The 16,646-nt window shown below is 54.5% G+C and carries 15 protein-coding genes; 9 read left to right on the top strand and 6 right to left on the bottom strand.

Annotated features, from left to right (window positions below):
- The first annotated feature begins 107 nt into the window (after nucleotides 1-107).
- From ruvX to PXG97_RS19835, 4 genes are all read left to right on the top strand, one after another.
- Nucleotides 108-524 (top strand): Holliday junction resolvase RuvX, encoded by a 417-nt coding sequence (gene ruvX / locus PXG97_RS19850; RefSeq protein WP_276499585.1) that lies wholly within the window; start codon nucleotides 108-110, stop codon nucleotides 522-524.
- Nucleotides 521-1,090 carry a peptide deformylase gene (def, locus tag PXG97_RS19845; RefSeq protein WP_276499584.1) on the top strand — a complete coding sequence of 190 codons (570 nt, stop codon included), beginning with the start codon at nucleotides 521-523 and terminating at the stop codon, nucleotides 1,088-1,090. Before ruvX ends, def begins: the two co-directional genes overlap by 4 nt.
- Before the next feature lie 214 nt (nucleotides 1,091-1,304).
- Complete coding sequence (locus tag PXG97_RS19840) at nucleotides 1,305-2,093, top strand: alpha/beta fold hydrolase (protein ID WP_276499583.1); 789 nt, start codon at nucleotides 1,305-1,307, stop codon at nucleotides 2,091-2,093.
- A 104-nt stretch (nucleotides 2,094-2,197) separates the two neighbouring features.
- A complete protein-coding gene (locus PXG97_RS19835; RefSeq protein WP_276499581.1) occupies nucleotides 2,198-2,605 on the top strand; it encodes a hypothetical protein in 408 nt (135 codons plus the stop codon).
- A 52-nt stretch (nucleotides 2,606-2,657) separates the two neighbouring features.
- Here PXG97_RS19835 and PXG97_RS19830 read toward each other — a convergent pair whose 3' ends face one another.
- Nucleotides 2,658-3,920 (bottom strand): APC family permease, encoded by a 1,263-nt coding sequence (locus PXG97_RS19830; RefSeq protein WP_276499580.1) that lies wholly within the window; start codon nucleotides 3,918-3,920, stop codon nucleotides 2,658-2,660.
- 229 nt (nucleotides 3,921-4,149) lie between these two features.
- Here PXG97_RS19830 and PXG97_RS19825 point away from each other — a divergent pair, with 229 nt between their 5' ends.
- A complete protein-coding gene (locus PXG97_RS19825) occupies nucleotides 4,150-5,121 on the top strand; it encodes a zinc dependent phospholipase C family protein (protein ID WP_276499578.1) in 972 nt (323 codons plus the stop codon).
- Here PXG97_RS19825 and PXG97_RS19820 read toward each other — a convergent pair.
- Nucleotides 5,118-6,023: an ion channel gene (locus PXG97_RS19820; RefSeq protein WP_276499577.1), complete on the bottom strand. Its 906-nt coding sequence runs from the start codon at nucleotides 6,021-6,023 to the stop codon at nucleotides 5,118-5,120. The genes PXG97_RS19825 and PXG97_RS19820 overlap by 4 nt on opposite strands.
- Before the next feature lie 124 nt (nucleotides 6,024-6,147).
- Between PXG97_RS19820 and PXG97_RS19815 the strand changes: the two genes are divergently transcribed.
- A complete protein-coding gene (locus tag PXG97_RS19815; RefSeq protein ID WP_276499576.1) occupies nucleotides 6,148-7,722 on the top strand; it encodes a serine hydrolase in 1,575 nt (524 codons plus the stop codon).
- Nucleotides 7,723-8,061: 339 nt separating this feature from the next.
- Here PXG97_RS19815 and PXG97_RS19810 read toward each other — a convergent pair whose 3' ends face one another.
- The 3 genes from PXG97_RS19810 to ettA all read right to left on the bottom strand — a co-directional run bounded on the left by PXG97_RS19810 (nucleotide 8,062) and on the right by ettA (nucleotide 12,360).
- Nucleotides 8,062-9,036: a GNAT family N-acetyltransferase gene (locus PXG97_RS19810; protein ID WP_276499575.1), complete on the bottom strand. Its 975-nt coding sequence runs from the start codon at nucleotides 9,034-9,036 to the stop codon at nucleotides 8,062-8,064.
- Between the two features lie 11 nt (nucleotides 9,037-9,047).
- Nucleotides 9,048-10,040, bottom strand: a complete 993-nt coding sequence (locus PXG97_RS19805; RefSeq protein WP_276499574.1) for a GNAT family N-acetyltransferase — start codon at nucleotides 10,038-10,040, stop codon at nucleotides 9,048-9,050.
- A gap of 649 nt (nucleotides 10,041-10,689) precedes the next feature.
- Nucleotides 10,690-12,360, bottom strand: a complete 1,671-nt coding sequence (gene ettA / locus PXG97_RS19800) for an energy-dependent translational throttle protein EttA (protein ID WP_276499573.1) — start codon at nucleotides 12,358-12,360, stop codon at nucleotides 10,690-10,692.
- A gap of 339 nt (nucleotides 12,361-12,699) precedes the next feature.
- Here ettA and PXG97_RS19795 point away from each other — a divergent pair, with 339 nt between their 5' ends.
- The 3 genes from PXG97_RS19795 (at nucleotide 12,700) to PXG97_RS19785 (ending at nucleotide 15,334) form a co-directional block, all read left to right on the top strand.
- Entirely contained in the window at nucleotides 12,700-14,013 is a 1,314-nt protein-coding gene (locus PXG97_RS19795) for a DUF349 domain-containing protein (protein ID WP_276499572.1), read from the top strand.
- A gap of 278 nt (nucleotides 14,014-14,291) precedes the next feature.
- On the top strand, nucleotides 14,292-14,513 hold the full coding sequence (locus PXG97_RS19790) for a DUF2795 domain-containing protein (RefSeq protein ID WP_025608825.1): 222 nt from the start codon (nucleotides 14,292-14,294) through the stop codon (nucleotides 14,511-14,513).
- Between the two features lie 95 nt (nucleotides 14,514-14,608).
- Entirely contained in the window at nucleotides 14,609-15,334 is a 726-nt protein-coding gene (locus PXG97_RS19785; protein WP_276499571.1) for an ABC transporter ATP-binding protein, read from the top strand.
- Nucleotides 15,335-15,863: 529 nt separating this feature from the next.
- Here the strand turns inward: PXG97_RS19785 and PXG97_RS19780 are convergent.
- Nucleotides 15,864-16,541, bottom strand: a complete 678-nt coding sequence (locus PXG97_RS19780; RefSeq protein ID WP_276499570.1) for a 2-C-methyl-D-erythritol 4-phosphate cytidylyltransferase — start codon at nucleotides 16,539-16,541, stop codon at nucleotides 15,864-15,866.
- Nucleotides 16,542-16,646 lie beyond the last annotated feature (105 nt).

The following is a 16,646-nucleotide window of genomic DNA, read 5'->3' as shown; positions in this document are numbered from 1 at the left end:
TTTCAGGGCTTGCACCTGGGTTAAACTAGCCCCCATTTTACGCCCGGAGCTGTTCGTTATCAATCGAAAATTAAAATCCTTACCTTTGCAGAACAAGTAACAGCATTATGGGTAGGATCTTAGGAATTGACTACGGCACAAAGCGGGTGGGGCTGGCCGCTACGGACACGCTCCAAATCATTGCGAGCCCCTTAGAAACCGTTCATGCCCAGGATGTGTTGTCTTACCTGAAGGCCTATGTGCAGCGCGAGCCGGTGGAGGCCTTTGTGCTGGGGATGCCCAAGCGCCTTTCGGGCGAGGCCACCGATAACACGCAGCACGTGGTGGGTTTCCAGCGCAAGCTGCAGAAGGAGTTCCCGGGCATACCGGTGCACCTGGTGGACGAGCGCTTCACCTCCAAGATCGCGCAGCAGACGATGCTGGCCGGTGGGCTGAAGAAGAAGGCCCGCCAGGACAAGGCCACCGTGGACCGCATCAGCGCCGTTATTATTTTACAGTCGTATTTAGAAAGCAGAAACATATGATTTACCCAATTACCGCCTACGGAGACCCGGTTCTGAAGGAGCCGGCGCAGGACATCCCGAAGGACTTTCCGGAACTGAAAGAGCTCGTTGAGGATATGTACGCCACCATGTATCACGCCCACGGCGTAGGTCTGGCCGCCCCGCAGATCAGCAAGGGCATCCGCCTGTTTGTGATCGACTCGGAGCCCATGATGGACGACGAGGACAAGGGCAAAGGCGTGAAAAAGGCCTTTATCAACCCGGAGATTGTGGAGGAAGACGGGGAAGAGTGGGGCTTTGAGGAAGGCTGCCTGAGCATACCTGGTGTACGCGAGGTAGTGTACCGCCCCGAGCGCATCGTGATCCGCTACTTTGATGAGGAGTGGAACGAGCACGAGGACACGTACGATGGCATGACCGCCCGCGTGATCCAGCACGAGTATGACCACATCGAGGGTGTCCTGTTCACTGACCACCTTTCCGGCCTGAAGAAGCGCCTGATCAAGAACAAGCTCACCAAAATCTCGAAAGGTGAAGTAGACGCGGATTATAAGATGCGCTTCCCGGAGATGTCTAGGAAACGCTAAGCCTATACTTTAGAGCTCATACCTGCCCGGCCTGCTACAGTGGATGTGGCAGGCCGGTTTTTGCTTTTAAACTACGGCAGGTTGCGCACCTAAAACATTTTCCCCAGGCAAATAAGACCCGCGATACTATGATTCCCACTTTTCATGGTTACCTTAGCACGGAAGGAGTTATTTGACAGCCATTTGATTTAGTTTAACCTTAACCCTAAACGATATGAATGCCATCCAACGGAATAATGTAACGGTTACTGGAAAAGGTGAGAAACCCATGCTGTTTGCCCACGGCTACGGTTGCGATCAGAACATGTGGCGCCACATAGCGCCTGCCTTTCAAGACGACTACAAAATAATACTTTTTGACATGATCGGCTTTGGCAACTCTGATGCGACGACCTACACCAAAGAGAAATACGACTCTTTAAAGGCCTACGCCATGGATGTGCTGGAAATCTGTGAGGAACTGGAACTGCAGGATGTCATTTATGTAGGGCACTCCGTAAGCGCCATGATCGGGGTGCTGGCTGCCAACATAAAGCCAGGTCAGTTCTCAAAGCTGGTCCTGGTTAGCCCCTCCCCAAGCTTTATCAACGACGGCGACTATGTAGGCGGCTTTAACAGGGAAGAAATCATGGGCTTGCTCAATTCTCTGGATAGCGACTACCTGGGGTGGTCTAACACCATTGCTCCCGTTATCATGGGCAATGCGGACAGGCCAGCGCTAGGCCAGGAGCTGGCCCAAAGCTTCTGCAAAAGCAACCACGAGGTTGCCCGAGACTTTGCCCACCTCACCTTCCTCTCCGATTGCCGCCAGGACTTGCCCCACGTAAAAGTGGATACGCTCATTTTGCAGTGCTCGGAGGATGCCATTGCGCCTTTGTCAGTAGGCGAGTTTACGCACAGGCACATAGCCGGCAGCCAGCTGGTAGTATTGGAGGCAACCGGCCACTGCCCAAACCTGAGCGCACCGGAAGAAACAATCGCAGCAATAAAGAGCTTTTTATAAGGTACTCCGTACATGCTTGAATAGGGCATGTAAAAAGAGCAGGCTTTGAGCATGTGGAGTCAAAACAGCAGACTAAAGTGGACGGATTACAGTTAGTGGAGCATATGAAGTTGAAGAAGGGGAATGGTGATGTCTTCTTTGAAGCCAGCAGGTCTCCGGGTAACGTCTATATTTTCGTAAACTGGATAGGCATACAATCGCTGGAAACAGTGATGATGGGCAACAACCAAATCCTTGCGATGCTGCGCGAGAAGCCTTGCAAAGGGTTACTGAATAGCAACCGCGAGTTAATTGGCCCCTGGGATGTAGCCGTAAACTGGCTGGCTTACAGGTGGGCGCCGCAGGCCAAGGCTTTGGGCCTGCAGCACTTGGCGCACGTGCTCTCCCCTGGCATTTATGGGCAGCGGTCCTTCAAGGCGTTGTATCCCAACATCAAAGAACAGCTTGATGTAAAATCCTTTGAGGACGAGAAAGCCGCTGAGGCGTGGCTTCAGTTGGTGGCACCACAGTAGCCCCGCTTTCCTCCAGTAGCCCTACTCCTGCCGCTCTCACAAAGCAAGCGCATCACTGCTTCATCCGCTTTAAGACATAAGGCCTGCCTAGCAGGGCCAGTAAAATGAGGGACACGATCACGAGCAAGGGCACAGGCTTAGTTTGTATCTGTTCGTACGCCGAAACCAGGATGGCCACCAGGCAACCCGCAGCCCCGGCAAGGCACAGCAGCCTATACTTTACCTTCTGCTGAAAAGCGATAAAATTCACCGTGCCAAAGGTGATCAGGAAGATCAGGCTGGCAGCATCCACCAGTGCCCCTAACGACCCCACAGCCGCCAATGCAGCCGATAGCCCCGCAATAATCAGGATAGCGTAGAACGGAATCTGTGCGCTGTTTTCTATGGCAAAAGCCTGCGGCAGCCCTTTTTTCCGGGCAACCGTCTCCATTAACCTGCCTGTGGAGAAAAGGGTGGCGTTGATAGCTGAGCTTGTGGAGAAAGCCGCCGCAACGGTAACCAACACCAGGCCCGTGGTGCCTAGCGCCTGCTTGCCAGCAACAGCCAAAGCGACCTCCTTCTGCTGGACCACCGTCTGCGCCCCGACCAGCATGGTAGCCCCTAACGCCACCAGCACGTAAATTACGATAACGGACAGAACAGCTGCTATTGTGGCCCTTGGCAATGTTTTTTGGGGATTATTGATGTCGTCGTAGTCATACGACAGGAGCTGAAACCCCTCGTAGGCCATAAAAATGGTGGCGGCCCCAACGATGGCGGCATGCCAGGGCTTTGCGTCCATGCCTGCCGTTAGCTGCCCCGGGCGCCACTGCACCAGGCCAAACAAGGCCAGGCCCAGCAATACGAACAGCTTGCCCCAAACCGTAATAATCTCCAGTTTGGACGAATCGCTGACCCCTCTTAGGTTCACCAGGGCCAGTATGGCAATAATCATGAAGGCCAACACCCGCGGAAGCCAGTCTCCCCAGTTGAACACATGCGCCACATAATGGCCAAAGGTAAAGGCGTAAACAGAAACGGTTAGGATATAGCCCAGTATCAGCACCCAGGACAAGCTACCTGCCAAGCCCCTGTGGTTGATGTCGCTGAGAAAGGTAAAGGCGCCGCCGCTTTGCTCATACTTCAGCGACAGCTGGCTATAGCTGTGGGCCGAAATCAGTGCGATCGCCCCGGCGATGACAAAGCTTAGCCAGGCCCACTGCCCTGCAGTGCTTATCACTACTCCCAGCACAGAGAAGATGCCGCCTCCCACCATGCCGCCCACCGCCATAGACCAGGTGGCGTTAAAACGCATCTCGCCGTTCTTTTTGCTCATGTACCCTCCTTTCAGTATCGTTCCTTCCTGCCCCCCACGGCCTTCCTCTACTATAGAAGCAACGCCTGTTGCCGCAAAACGGTTTAGGAAACGGGGCGCTAACAAGGGGCTGTGTCACTGCTCCTCCCTTTAGAGGATGCTTCCCCTAACCTAAGGAGGACCGCGGCCTAAGGAGCCGGATCGCCTCCTCCCCATACACCTTCGCCCCAATCTACCGTACACCGCAAGTATGGCTACCAAGTATAAAGGTATACTTCTGGCAATCACCCTACTGCTGCCGCTCAACGGCTACACCTGGGGCTTCTTCGCGCACCAGCGCATCAACCGGCTGGCCGTATTCGCGCTGCCGCCCGAGATGGTTCGGTTCTACAAAAAGCACATCCGCTACATCACCGAAAACGCCGTGAACCCCGACAAGCGCCGCTATGCTGTGGAGGGCGAGGCACCGCGCCACTACATCGACCTGGACGTGTACGGCGACAGCGCCCTGTACAAAATGCCGCGCTTCTGGCAGGAGGCCGTGGAACAGTATACCGAGGACACGCTCCTGGCCTATGGCATTGTGCCCTGGCACATCAACCGGATGAAGTACCAGCTCACCCAGGCCTTCAAAGAGCGCAACGTAGACCGCATCCTGCGCCTGAGCACCGAAATGGGCCACTACATAGCCGACGCCTGCGTGCCGCTGCACACCACCCAAAACTACAACGGCCAGCTAACAGGGCAGCGCGGCATCCACGGCTTTTGGGAATCGCGCCTGCCCGAGCTCTTCTCCGGCCACTACGACTTCTTTGTGGGCCAGGCCATGTACATTGAGCAGCCGCAGCTCAGGGCTTGGGATTTGGTGGCCTCCGCCCACACCGCCCTAGACTCTGTTTTATACTTTGAGCGCGAGCTGACGCAGGAGTTTGACGAGGAGAAGAAGTATAGCTTCGAGGTGCGCAACAACCTGACCACCCGCGTGTACTCCCGCGCCTTTTCCGAGGCTTACAGCAAGCGCCTGAACGGGCAGGTAGAACGGCAGATGCGGCTGGCTGTACGCACCATCGCCAGCTACTGGTACACGGCTTGGGTAGACGCCGGCCAGCCCGACCTGCGCCGCCTTGCCGACCTCTCTGCCGGGGAGCTACAGCAACTGGAGCTGGAGAAAAAGGAGTACGAGCGGGGAACACATGCTCCGCGCGAGGAGGAAGGCACTTAAAGAACGGGTTCTGTTTCGTGCAGCCTGTGCAGGTTCAGGATGATCTGCCCTTCGGCGTCGGTGTCGTAGGCTTTCTTGAAACGGGCATTCCAGAGAATCTCGTCCGGCGTATAGGAAAAGCGGGAATGTATGTTCTGCCCGAACGCCTCGTCATAGCCTTTGATGGAAATGAGCACTTCGGCCTGCTGCTCCCTCATCTGCTCCGGTGTGGTGTTTAGCAACGGGCTCTCCTCGTCGATGTGGTGCACTATCGTCCATTCCAGCGGGAAGAAGTGCAGCGTAGACTGCTCCAGCTTCAGGTTGTAATAGCTGCGGCTGAACTGGGCATCCTGCACCACCAGCAGCACCCTGGCCTCCATCTCCAACAGCACATTGCTGCGCTTGTTGGCCAACCGGAACTGCAGCTTTTGCCCACCCACGCCGGGCGTGATAACGGCGTTGTTGCTGTACAGGATACGCACGTTGGGCTTGGAGAAGCGGCCAAACACTACGCCGGTAATGATGGCAAAGCCCACCCAGCCCAGCAGCGACTCGATGGTGACCACCATGTTTACCGCCACCCCGTGCGGTGACAGCACCCCATACCCTACTGTGGTAAAGGTCTGCACACTAAAGAAGAACGCGTTCAGGAAGGGCGGCAGGTTGGGGTCTATGCCTTGCAGGTTCTCGACGCCACACCACAGGTACAGCAGCGCAAACACGATGTTGATCAGGAAGTATACCCCGAGGATCATGCCTGAGAGGCGCTCTATGGAAACGCGGCTCAGGTACTGGTAAGTATCGTAGAGGCGCAACTGGCCGCCCCGCTTCACGATATTAAACGAGCCGTCTTTGTTTATCAGCCGCTTTGTTCTGCCGGTATACTTTTTTCCTAAGCCAAGGTCTATGGTGCGCCCAAACATAGCAGGAGGGTTTACTTACAGAAACATACGCATACACAGCAACTTAGTGTATGCCTTCGCCTGCGCTTCGCTATCCAACCAAATATAAGTATATTGCTGCGTTACAACATACACAAACATCCGGATGATACACCAACATACCCCTAAGCGGTTCCGCCTGCTGCTGCTGTTACTACTGGTCCTGCTGCCGCTGCCGCAGGCATGGGCACAGCAAAACACAGCCGCCACTCTTCAAAAGCTGGATGCCTATTACCAAAAGGCATTAAAAGACTGGGACGTGCCCGGCATGGCCATTGCCATCGTCAAAAACGACTCTGTGATCTTTGCCAAGGGTTACGGTGTGCTCGACAATAAGAAGGGAGGCCAGGTAGACGCCAACACGCTGTTCGGTATTGCCTCCAATTCCAAAGCCTACACTGCCGCCGCCCTCGCCACCCTGGTAGACGCAGGCAAGCTGCAGTGGACGGACAAGGTAAAGAAATACGTGCCTTACCTGCAGCTCTATGATCCTTTCGTGACTGAGAACCTCACCATTGAAGACCTGCTGTGCCACCGCGTGGGCTTTGAGACCTTTAGCGGCGACTTGCTCTGGTACAACACCACCTACAGCCGCCCCGAGATCGTGGAGCGCATGCGCTACCTGGAGCCAGTGTACGGCTTCCGCAACGGCTACGGTTACTCTAACCTGATGTTCATCACAGCCGGGGAGGTGATTGAGAAAGTGAGCGGCAAGACCTGGGAGAACTACATCAAAGAGACATTCTTCCAGCCGCTGGGCATGAGCCGCTCCTATACTTCGGTGAACGAGCTGAAGGGCGTGCAGAACGTCGCCTCGCCGCATGGGAATGATGAAAACCAAAAGCCCGTGGCCACCACCCTCACCGCCTGGGACAACTGGAACCCGGCGGCCGGCATTTTTACCAGCGTAAACCAACAGGCCCAGTGGATGCGCCTGCAGCTGAACCGTGGCCAGTATAAAGGCAAGGAGATCTTCAGCGAGGAGTCCAGCCGCAACATGTGGACCATGCACAACCCCTTCCCGGTAAGCAAACAATCCGAGGAAATAACCCCCTCCACGCACTTTGTGGGTGCCGGGCTAGGCTGGTTCGTGGGCGACTACGAGGGGCGCAAGCAAGTATACCATGGCGGCGGCCACGAGGGCATGAACAGCCGCACGGTGCTGGTGCCGGAGGAGAACCTGGGCGTGGTGATCCTGACTAATAGCATGAGCAGCATCATGGCACCACTCGGCAACTACACCCTGGACCAGTTCTTGAATGTAGCGAATGGCCGCGACTGGAGCCAGTTCTACCTGAACAGAGCCGCCGAGGCCCGCAAGGCAGCGGCAACCGCTGCCGCCAAAGCCCCTAAAGAGAAGAAAGCCAAAAAGAGCAAGCCCACCCGCGACCTCAAAGAGTACACCGGCACCTATCACAGCAAGCTTTACGGCAATGCCACCGTTAGCCTCAAAGACGGCAAACTGCACCTGCAGCTGGAGCCGGCGCCGGCCCTCAGCGGCACGCTCGATTTCTGGCAGCACGATATTTTTAACTTGGACTGGAAAACCGATTTTGCCCTGCTCACGCCAACCAACGTGCGCTTCATCACCGGTGAGGACGGAAGCATCAGCCAGATGCGCCTGGACGCAGACAACCCCGACTTCCACTTCAGCGAGCTGGATTTTGAGAAAGTGAAGTAGCAGGAACAGCTATAAAGTATAAGAGGCCATACTTGCGTATGGCCTCTTTCTTTTTACGAAGTGCTGTTTAGTAGCTCACCAGCACGGCAATAGTGCCAGCCACCGCGAAATAGGCGGCGATGATCAGGTAAGCCAGAGATTCCTGGTTTTTGTAAGCGTCTTTCATGGCAATAGGAGTAAAATTTTCACATATAAAGCTCTGTTATGATTTTGTCTTTATTATGTATACGCCCCTCTGCTTGCAAATGTTAGGAGGTAAACTATTGATATTCTAAGGGTTAACCCTTATATCCGGGTACTTTTCAAGGATAATTCCTGCGGCAGAAGTTGTGGCTCTTTTTAGACTGCCTTTAGCCGCAACAGCACCTGTTGCCGCGCCTTCTTCAGCAGCCGGAGCGGCAGCGGCAGCCGGTTGTACTTCCATTCATAAAACGGCACGGGCTCCGGCCCGAAGCTCTGGTAAAAACCGGCGATACTCGGTATCATTGGGCTCTCGAAATCTAGTATTTGCGGTGTGCTGGCATTGCGCCGGATGATATCATCGAGGATAAGGGTGCGGCCGTTGCGTTTGCGCCCACTGGCATCGGCAGCGTTAAAGATGTAGATGATGTAACCGCCGTAGTAGAGGAACAGCCCGCCCGCCGTGATGCTTCCGTCCGCATCCAACGTATAAACCAACTCGGTTATCCCCTTTTCCACACAGGCTGTGTATAACCGGCGCAGCATCTCGTAGGCCGACTCATCCACCCCACCGTACACTTTGTGCTCAATGTTTTGCCGGAACAGTTGAATGATCGGCTCGATATCCTGGCTATGCACCAGGCGCAGGTCCTCGCGGCGGGCTTTGTTCAGGTTATACTTGCGGTCGCGGGTGTAGCCTTTCCAGAGCTGCTCGTAGGGCCGGTTCAGGTCCAGGTATAGGGTATACAGCGGCTGCAGCTCCGGTTGCTCTATACGTTGCAGGGAGGCATAGTTGCCGGTGCAGAAAGCGTAGCCCGAGGTATACCTGAAGTGCTGCCGCACCACGGCCAGCAATTTCTTCGCCTGCTCCGGCCGCAGCTCCTGCCGTGCGTAAATACCTAGCTGCTGGCAAAAGAGCGGCTGTTGCAAGTATAAAATGCCATACTTGCGGCGTACAGGCAGCGGCATTACACAGGTATAAATCCCGTGCTCCTGCTCCACCACCGCCTGCCACCCCGGCGTCACCACATCCAGGTACCACGACAGGGCATATACCTGCCGCTGCCCGGATGCCTCCACACAGGCATCCCAGGCGGCTTTGTCTATCTCGTTATGCTGGAGTAGCTGCGCCACGCGTGCCGGGTTTATACTTCCTCGGCCACACCCGAGGCAAAGAACGTGCGGTATACTTTCATCCGGATGTTGCGGATAATCTTGACGTAGAAGGGCAGCGCGTTGTGGCGCAGGGCAAAATACTTTACCCGGTGCGCCCCGAAACTGGCGTAGAAATGCTCTATCTGCTCGATCATCGGGCTCTCGAAATCCAGCGTATAGTCCGTACCTGCGTGCTGCCGGATGATCTCGTCGAGCACCAGCGTGCGGCCGTTAGCCACGCGTCCCTCACTGTCGGCGGAGTTGAAGGCATAGCTGATGACGTTGTTGTACTTAAAGAACAGGCAGCCGGCGTTCACCTCGCCGCCTGCGGTGGTGTAGATTAGTTGCGCCACGCCCCGCTCTTTCATCACCCGGTATAAATCGCGCAGCATCTGGTAGGTGTACTCCGACACGCCCCCCACCACCTTGTGCTCAATGTGCTTTTTAAAATGCTGGATCAATGGCTCGATGTCGTCGCTCTCGAACATGCTTAGGTTAGCCCGCTGCGCCCGCTTCAGGTTCATCTTACGGTCGCGGGTGTAGCCTTGGTAGAGCTCCGGGTACGGCTTGTCCAGCTTCAGGTAACGCGTGTAGCGGCCCACCAACTCATACTTGTCCTGCAGCTTCTCCAGGCTGGCCGTGTCGCTCATATTAAAGCGGTAGCTGTGGATGAACTTGTAGCGCTTCACGGTCAGCTCCAGCATTCGCTCCCGCACCCCCGCGCTGCTGCGGGCAGTGGTAAAAACGCCGAGCTGGTGCGTGTGGTACGGTTGGCTCAGGTACGGGAAGCCCATCTTCAGGATCCCTGGCAGCGGCATCACCGTAACGTATGCCCCCTCCTGCTCCTCCACAAAAGCCTGCCACCCCGGCGCCACCACATCCAGAAACCATGACAGGGCATACACCATGTTATCAGCAGAGGCCGTAACGCAGGCGTCCCACTGGGTCTTGTCTATCTGCTCGTGGCGGAGGTACTGTATCATGCTTTATAAGACTAATGGCGCCTGCCGCAGCTTACCGGCAGGGCTTTGGCAAACTTAATCATTTTTAGGGTGATCGTCGTTCTTCCGTGTGCGGATAAAAAGAGCAGGGGCTGCACCCGGTTTGAGTGCAGCCCCTGCTTATGTAGTACTGTTGGTAAACCTAGGCCATAACCAGCATGTGGCTAATAACACCGCCCACAATAAAGTAAGTGGCTATGATAACGTTTACCAGAGAATCATTCAGTACAGACTTTTTCATGATGTTAGAATAGTTTTGAGGTTTAGTTTATATAGTGAGATGTAAATACTTTATTCAAATTATCAACCAAATACTTCTATTTTCTTTAGCAGACGATGCAAATAAAAATAGATTAAATATAATATACAAATTATTGAATGTTATTTCTTTTGCTTTACACTTTACCTGCATGGCGGCAGCTACAAATATTACAACTCGCTAAGTAGCAACAGTATACATAGCATACTTTTGTCAGGCAGAGAGTGCAATAATATTTTTCTGAAAAAAAAATTACAACCACTCAACAAGCAGCAGCCTATCAGCTGATTACACGCATAACATCAGATAAAAAAAGCCCCCGCTGCTGTGAGGCAACGGGGGCTTTGTGGTAAGGCTGTTTATACTTGCTGGCTACACCAGCTTCTTATAGCGGATGCGCTTCGGCTCCACATCGCCCATGCGCTTCTTCTTGTTCTCCTCGTACTCGGTGTAGTTGCCCTCAAACCAGTACACCTGCGACTCCCCTTCGAAAGCCAGGATATGGGTACAAATACGGTCCAGGAACCAGCGGTCGTGGGAGATGATTACGGCGCAACCGGCAAAGTTTTCCAGTGCGTCCTCCAGCGCCCGGATCGCGTTCACGTCCAGGTCGTTGGTCGGCTCATCGAGCAGCAGCAGGTTGCCGCCCTCTTTCAGCGTCATGGCCAGGTGCACGCGGTTACGCTCCCCACCCGACAGCTTCTCCACCTTCTTCTCCTGGTCGCCGCCCGAGAAGTTGAACTTGCTCACATACGCACGCGACACCACCTGGCGGCCCGCCATGATCATGTGCTCCGTGCCGCCGGAGATCACCTCAAACACCGATTTGTTCGGGTCCAGGTTGGCATGCTCCTGGTCTACATAAGAGATTTGCACGGTAGAGCCGACCGTAAAGTCGCCGGCATCCGGCTTCTCCTGGCCAGTGATCAGCTTGAAGAGCGTGGTTTTACCAGCGCCGTTCGGTCCGATAACCCCCACAATGCCACCCTGCGGCAGCGCGAAGCTTAAGTTCTCGAACAGCAGCTTATCGCCGTAGGCCTTGCTGATGTTGTGCGCCTCAATTACCTGGGCACCCAAGCGCGGACCGTCCGGGATGAACAGCTCCAGCTTCTCTTCTTTCTGCTTCACATCCTCGTCGGCCAGTTTATCATACTGGCTGATACGGGCCTTGGATTTAGCATGGCGTGCCTTCGGGGCCATCTTCACCCACTCCAGCTCGCGCTGCAGGGTCTTCTGGCGCTTACTCTCGGTTTTTTCCTCTGCCGCCAGCCTAGTAGACTTCTGCTCCAGCCAGCTGCTGTAGTTGCCTTTCCACGGAATGCCCTCGCCGCGGTCCAACTCCAGGATCCAGCCAGCCACGTTGTCGAGGAAGTAGCGGTCGTGGGTCACGGCGATCACGGTGCCTTTGTAGTGCTGCAGGTGCTGCTCCAACCAGTCCACCGACTCGGCGTCGAGGTGGTTGGTCGGCTCGTCCAGCAGCAGCACGTCCGGCTCCTGCAGCAGCAGGCGGCACAGGGCCACGCGGCGCTTCTCGCCACCCGACAGGTTGCCGATGATGGCATCCTCCGGCGGTGTGCGCAAGGCATCCATGGCGCGCTCCAGGCGGTTATCCAGTTCCCAGGCGTTGAGCTGGTCCAGGCGCTCCTGCACCTCACCCTGCCGCTCGATGAGCTTGTTCATCTCATCGTCCGTCATCTCCTCGCCGAACTTCATGTTGATCTCGTCGAACTCCTTCAGCAGCCCAACTACCTCAGCCACGCCTTCTTCCACCACCTCGCGCACGGTTTTGGTCGGGTCCAGCTGCGGCTCCTGCTCCAGGTAACCCACGGTATAGCCCGGAGACCACACCACCTCGCCCTGAAACTCCTTGTCCACGCCGGCAATGATCTTCAGCAAGCTAGACTTGCCCGAGCCGTTGAGGCCCAGCACGCCAATTTTGGCGCCGTAGAAGAAAGAGAGGTAAATATTCTTAAGTACTTGTTTCTTTGGGGGGTAAACCTTGCTTACCCCGGCCATTGAAAAAATAATGGTTTCGTTGCTCATGCTCTATCTGATCGTGTTTTCCTACTATATCTACAGGCAAAGGTACGGACTTTTGCGTGCCGATGCAGGTTTGCCCCTTACCTAGGCTATCCGCCTGATTCTTATTAACGTAAAGAATGACAAATATCGCAAAAATTCATGTCTTTGCACTTCACAAAAGTGCTTTGAAATCCTTAAACTTGTAAAAACTGTATGGGTAAGGTGTGCGCCTACTGATCCTGCACCGGGTTATCGCCAGCCGCGGCAAACGCTAAAGGCAGGCCTGCGTATGCAAAGGTTAGTTTATTCCTGTTGCCTTACCCGGTAATTACTATACGACCCATAACCTAATCCAGTAAAATGGAACACAACAACCTATTGGAAGAAGCCAAGAAGTTTGGTTTTACCCAGGACCAGCAAGTGTGGCTAAAGCCCTTTATGACCTACCCTGCCCGCCAGGTAGGCGAAGTGAAAGAGTCTGAGGATGATTCGCTGGTGTATTTCGCCAAGCGCTTTGAGATGTTTAGCGAGAAGGTGAACAACCTGCTGCAGCGCATCGAAACCTCCGAGAACAAAGGCTCTTTCCTGATGAAAGTACTGCACATGAAGGAACAGGTGGGCAGCTACGATGCCCTTGGCGACTTTGAGCAGATTTACCACACCTTGAGCAAGGCTGAAGAGGAAATAAACGAAACGATCCGCCAGAACCGCGAGAAGAACCTCAGCATTAAGGTTGGGCTGATACAGGAGGCCGAGGCCCTGCAAGACAGCATCGACTGGAAAGAGACAGGCGAGAAGCTGAAGGAGCTGCGTACGGCCTGGATCAAGACCGGCCCGGTGGAGAAAGAGCTCACAGACGAGATTGAGGAACGATTCAGAGTGGCTGTAGAGACTTTCTTCGAGCGTAAGAAGAACTTCTTTGAAGATAAAAAGCGCATGCAGAACCGCGCCTACGAGCGCTACAGAGACCTGATCAACCAGTCTTATCACCTGGCCAACTCGGAGGAGTGGGAGGAAACGACCGCCAAGCTGAAGCAGCTGCAGAACGAGTGGAAGGAAGTGGGCGGTAACCTGCCGCGCAAGACCATGACGAACCTCTGGAACAACTTCCGCAAGGCGCACAACCACTTCTTTGAGCGCCTGAAGCGCAAGATTCAGAAAGAGAAGAACGCCTCCAGGGAGCAGTTTTACGAGCAGAACTACGAGCGTAAGCAGCAGTTGGCCACAGAGGCCGAGCAGCTATTGCAGGAGATGAACCTGAACGACGCTGTGAAGCGCGCCAAGGAGCTGCAGGCCGAGTGGAAAAAGGTCGGCCCTGTGCGCCCGGAGGTGTCGGATGCTGTGTGGGAGCGCTTTATCAAAGCCTGCGACCGCGTGTTTGAGATGAGTAGCCTGGAGCACTACATCCGTAAACGCCAGCAGGCCAGCGAGGAGACTTTCTCCGAAACAGACGGGCTGCAGGCACGCATCAATGCCCTGAGAGACTTCATCAAATCAGACCGCAGCGAGCTGGAGGTGCTGGAGACAAACCTGGGCAAGCTGAACGACTCGCCGAGCAACGATGCCTTCCGGAATATGCTGAAGGGCAAGATCCGTAACTTCAACCGCAAGATAGGCACCAAGACCGCCCTCATCGAGATGTTTCAGAGCCAGCTGAGCGCCATTTCGCGCTAAGGCTTATACTTTCACAAAAAGTGCCTGCTGCCACTGCAGCAGGCACTTTTTGCTTTTACGGCTGTTACTCCCGCAGGTGCTTTACAGCCTATGTTATTGAGCTTCAGCAGCAGCCTAAATTTATTTCTCACTTTTTGAACATTTGTGTTTTATTTGCGTTGTGTTGGTAAAAACAAACAAAAAAGCAATAATTTTTTAGCGGAAATTTTTGTTCTTGTTTTTATTTATACTTTTGCGAACTATTTTACACAAGCCAATAAGTTAAAGGAGAAAATACTATGTACTGGACACTTGAATTAGCTTCATACCTGGAGGACGCACCCTGGCCAGCCACGAAAGATGAGCTGATCGACTTTTCAATCCGCTCTGGTGCTCCAATGGAGGTTGTAGAGAACCTGCAAGCCCTGGAGGATGACGGACAGCCTTACGAGAACATCGAGGAGATTTGGCCAGACTATCCTACCAAGGAGGACTTCATGTTTAACGAAGACGAGTACTAAGGCTAATTAGAAATTATGAATTAGAAATTAGAAATTGCTCCAGGAGAGCCCACCCATTTCTAATTTTGAATTTCTAATTTTTAATTAATTTGACTTTGATCGTCGAAGCAAAAAACTTGGTTGCGGGTTATGGCCACCGTGTGCTGATCCGCAACCTTTCTTTTTCTATTCCTTCTCCTGCCTTTGTCGCTATCATCGGCCACAATGGCGCCGGCAAAACCACGCTTTTCCGCGCCTTCCAGGGCAAATTGGCATACGAGGGGCAGTTGCTGGTGCAAAACCACGACCTGCGCCGCCTTTCCAACCCTTCGGGCAAGGGCCTGGTAGCCTACCTTCCCCAGAAAGCTGTTGTCAGCTTCCCCATTAAGGTGCACGACCTGACAGTTATGGGCCTGTTCCGCAAAAAGCGCTTTTTCGAGAACTATACTTCGGAGGATTATGCTTTAGCCGCCCAGGTTCTGGAGCAGCTGCAGCTCTCGTACCTCATCGACCATGATTTTACCACCCTCTCCGGCGGGGAGCAGCAACTGGTGTGGCTGGCACAGCTGATGCTGCAGGATGCAAGTATAAACCTGCTGGATGAGCCCACGCAGCAGCTGGATGTGTACTACAAGAACAAGGTGTTCGGGCTGTTACAGGACTGGGTAAACGAACAGGGCAAAACCGTTCTCTGTATTACCCACGACTTGCAGAACCTGGCGCACATGCAGGGCTACCTCCTCAACCTCTCAAAACCCACCCCTCTTTTAGAGCCGCTGTCGCCGGAAACAGTGCAGCAGAACCAGGCGTTTCTGGAGGCGGGCCGGCAACCGGTAGTATAAAGGGGTGTTGTGCTGTAGCGAGGCGTTGTAATTCATAGCTCCTGCTGGCGTGCGCCTGGTAGCGCTTTCTATAGCCCCTGCTTCCTGCAACTGGAAGCAAGCTATCCTCTCTAGCTCCTGTTCATCCTCAGTCTTACAAGTCTACAGTTTCATTTCTGGCTTTGGCTCCCTCAAGGCCGGGAGGCCTCGACTTCGGGCATCGCGCTATGTTCCCTTCCTTTGCTACCCTTCGGTCGCAATGCCCTTATAGGGCACCGGAATCTCACAAGGCACTCAACCCAAAGGCTGGGAACATGTTCGATAGCTACAGCTGACGGAGCTTCAGCCAAAGTCCTCCTTCGAGGGGGGCAGGGGGACGACGATCGCCTGTTGACTCCCCTCCTTGGACAAGGAGGGGCAGGGGTGGTTGGACCCGGTGCAACAGAATTCCCCTACTTAGCTAAGTTCTGGACCCCGGGCTTGCTTTGGGGCAGGGGCTAGATATAGCGAGCCCCGACGTTACAAGCGATTCTATTGAAACCCCAGGTGCCTATGCTTCCTTTGCAAAGGCCTCGGCAAGCAGGAGATCCTCAGGCGTGGTGATTTTGATGTTTCGGTAGCTGCCTTCCACCAGCTCAATTCTCTCGCCTATACTTTCCACCACAGAGGCATCGTCGGTAAAGTGCTCCTGCTCTGGCTGCTCATAGGCCTTACGCAGTATCCCAGCCTCAAACACCTGCGGCGTTTGCACCAGCTTATACTTCGTGCGTGGCACAGCGCGGCTTCCCGTCCCTGTCAGCTCCCGGATAGAGTCTTTCGGCGAAACGGCAACCACGGCGCTGCCATACCTGGCTGCAGTCTCGTAAGCGGCGCGGATCGTGCCTATCTCCACAAAAGGGCGCACCCCATCGTGCACCGCTACCAGGCCCTCCCCCATCACGGCGCCCAAGCCGTTCTTCACCGAGCCAAAGCGGGTGGCCCCGCCCGGCACCGTCATGTGGAACAGTTTAAATGTGTGCTTCCGGCACAGCTCGCGCCATGTGCTCAATTGCTCCTGGGGCAACACCACGATCAGTCTAACAGCAGGGCTATACCGGTAAAACTGCTCTATGGTGTGCATCAGGATCGGCTTGCCTGCCACTTCCAAGAACTGCTTCGGGGTGTCGTGCTGCATGCGGCTGCCGCTGCCACCGGCTACGATGATCGCGTATTCAGGAGTCTGTGCCATGTAGCAAAGTTAGAAAGTTAGAGAATTAGAAAGTCAAAAAGTTGGGGAGTTGCGGGGCACCGGCTATAGCGACGCAACAACTCATACTTGAAAGGGCCTCAATAA

The sequence above is a fragment of the Pontibacter litorisediminis genome (assembly GCF_029360645.1).
GTDB classification, from domain to species: domain Bacteria; phylum Bacteroidota; class Bacteroidia; order Cytophagales; family Hymenobacteraceae; genus Pontibacter; species Pontibacter litorisediminis.
The sequence above is the reverse complement of the archived record's forward strand: the minus strand, read 5'-3'. Positions and strand labels throughout refer to the sequence as shown.